Genomic DNA, 3,259 nt, shown 5'->3' with positions numbered 1-3,259 from the left:
CAACATTAGAATAAAAATCATCACTACCTTGAATTGCTCTTCCAATATCATAAAAAAACATTCCAATCCAGACATTAAACTCTAAAACTGATTTGATTGTATCTTTTAACATCACACTATCCTTTATTGCTTCATAACAGCTCAAAAGAGAAGGAGAGAAATTCTCCCTTACTTCACTTCTCTTATGAGTGCTTTTGTTTCTTTTTGATTTAAGATCTTAGCAATCTCATCAGCAGTGTTTTGATTGTTTTGTGCCCCTTGAGAAGTTTTAAATGGACCAATTAAAATCTTTTGAACTTCAACATCTTTAGGTGGTTGTCCTAATGGAATCACTTCTAAAGCAATGGCATAAGGGTATTGATTCAATAATTCAAGTTGGCTATCAGAAAGTTTTGCATTTCTTGGAAGGGTGAGGACTTCAAGATAGAATCCTTTTGCCAAAGAAGCTAAAACTTTAGGTGCTACTTTTTTGAGTTTAGAAGCTTTGGGTGCAGATGCTATCTGTTTGCCAAATGCATACCTGCCCCCTACTGAGACTAAATAGTTTTGGTTGTAATATTGCCCTCCAAAAGAAGTATCCACATCAGCATACACTCTCCAATTAGCATTTAAGATTGAATTCACACCCAAAGATACCAATGCCATTTGATTGGATTGTAGATTTTTTTGAGCACTGGAGAAGTTGGTTTTAAAATCCATTTTACCCCCACCTAAAATATCACCGACATAAGAGAGTCCGACTCTAAAATCAGTCTGATTTGCAGCCGTTTTAAGTGAATAACCCAAATTAGCTCCAACTCTACCTCTGAATGCTAAGATATTATCAATGGCTGCATTCAAGAACGCATCTCCATTGACTTGATCAAAGGCTCCATTCCCAACATAACCTAAGATGAATTCAGCATTGGGTTCTAAATAAAGAGAATGTTTTGAAGTGCCTTTTTCTTGGATTAAGAAATTCCAGCGATAACCAAACTCTTCCCCTAAAGAAATAGTAGAAGAATTAAGAGTGGTATTTTCTTTTTCATTATGATCCAAAGTCAATTGATTGCTGATAAAGGCATATTTGAGGATGGTATCAGAATAGAATCCTGCATCACTTACAAATGAATAATATGCTCCGATCTCAAAGAGATTGGCTTTACCTTGAAAGTCTTGGGCTTTGAGTGAGTTATACCCATAAGAGAGTGCCACCCCAAAATAAGATCGTGCCTGTGTTTGTGGGATAGAGAAATCATAACCACCCTGAACATTTGTACCATAGGTTTTAACCTCTTCACCCCGATTAGAAGTTGTCATTCCATTAAAGATTCTTGCCCATACCCCTTGAGCACTTAAATTGCCTCGAAGTTCGCCTAATCTCTTGTTTAAATCATTGATGTTAGCAAGGAAGATGGAATAGTTAGTTGTAATCGCTCCTGCAGTCATATCTTCAGATTTCTTATCGATTTGAGAACTTGCTGCAGCAATATAGTAATTGGTAAAAGTAGGACTTGTACTACCCCCTTCCTTTGAAGCTGTCTTAGGAGTGCCTGTAGAATTGGCAGAATCTTCTACTTTGGTTTGGAATTCAGTTGTGATTAAATCATAGCCTTGTAAGACACTTGAAGTGGTATTGAATTGAAGATGTGCTTTACCTGAAGAATCATTTTGGATTGAAGCCACTAGAATCTTTTTATCACTTAAATCTCCTAAAACAGGAGTAGCAGCATTCTGATAGACTTGGAGATAGTTATTTAAAACAGCTCCAGAAGCAACACTTGAAGTAGAAGTATCCACAGCAGCAGCTCCAGCAATTGCAGCAGTTGCTTTGGGTGCAACAGAAGGAGTGCTTCCTTCAATCTTTGGTGTTGAGACACTCACGCCATTGATGATAAAATGATCGGCTTTTTTATTATTTGCATCCTCTGCTTTTGCTTGGGGATTATAAGCAACTCTAAAGACAGCATCATTTAAATCCTTGACCTGATTGATGGTAAGAGTTGAATAAGTTGCTTTAGGAGTAGAGAAATCTACTTTTCCTCCAGTACTTGCTAAATCAATCACAGTATTGTCTTGAAGTAAGGTTTCATTCACCAAATGGGAGGTATCAAATACAGGTGCATCCTTCTGATTAGAAGAAAGCACTGAAATGAGTGATCCATCTTCTAAGAGTAACTTACTGCCTCTAGAAAGAGCAATGGAGACATCTCTATCTTTGATATTGAGCTTTCCAATGAAAGCTGCATCTTTTTCAAATATTGCTTGATAAGCAGGGGTAGTGTCTATAGATTTTGAAGCTACAGCAGGAGTTGCATTATTTAAAGAATCAACTTCTCCAACCATCACACCTGAAATGCTTGCAGTATAAACATTTGGATTGCTGATTTTATCAATTGCAAAAGTTGTTGCATTGGATTTAAATGTATTGATTTGGCGATAATCTTTTAATAATGCATCTGCTTTTTTAGCATCTAATCTGATTAATAAACCTTGCTCATAGGTATAGCCATTGACTTTAACACTATTTTTAGAAGTATCTGAACTAGCAATATCAAAGCTAGTGCTATCATTAAATTTTGTAGTGTCTCCACCTTTAAAAGCAGAGGTTGTACTTGTAGCATCTGTGGCTTCTTTATTGAGAGGAGCAGTTGGGGTTTGGATCTTATCAGCAAAAATAATATTGGTATTTCCTTGAAGATAATGAACAGAAGCCACTCCTTTGATACTACCTGCAAGAGCAATATTATTTGTTGCAGAAGCTCCATCAGTGATGACATTAAATTCAGGTCCTTTGCCTGCATATAAGAAACTTTGGAGTAAAGCATCATTTTTAAGTTTATCTACAAATTCTTTAGAAAAAGAAAGTGTGACATTAGCAGTACCAGCTCCTGTAGTATCAAGGGTTCCTCCCAAATACAAGGAATCTTTGAAATCTACATTATTAGCACCATTAAAGGTTTCTTTGTTCTTAGGATCATTTTGACCTGTAATGATATCTCCAGCATAAGAAGAGACACCAGAAGCTTGCAGATAGTTTTGCAAAATCAATGGATTAGCAATCAAAGCTTTTTGTATTTCAGGAGTGATTGTTTCAGAAGAAGAACTAGGAGCAGAAGGAGTAGAAGATGGTGTTGCTTCTTTTGATATTGGTTGGGAGGTCTCATCTTTTTTTGGAGTCAGAGTTGTGATGAGATTTTGTAATTTTGTATTGTCAAAATTAATGCTAGAGGGAGTGGAACTAAAGGCAATATTGGTTGTGCCTTTGGTGGTTTGGATT

General features: G+C 36.4%; 1 protein-coding gene. It reads right to left on the bottom strand.

Translation table 11 applies throughout. From position 1 onward, the window contains the following. Positions 1 to 168: 168 nt before the first annotated feature. Positions 169 to 3,259: autotransporter outer membrane beta-barrel domain-containing protein (locus tag BKH41_RS09465; RefSeq protein WP_143428734.1), on the bottom strand; the 3,091-nt coding region annotated here is incomplete at its 5' end.

It is taken from the genome of Helicobacter sp. 12S02232-10 (genome assembly GCF_002272895.1).
In the GTDB taxonomy this organism is placed as follows: Bacteria; Campylobacterota; Campylobacteria; order Campylobacterales; family Helicobacteraceae; genus Helicobacter_J.
This window is presented reverse-complemented; position numbering and strand designations above follow the sequence as displayed.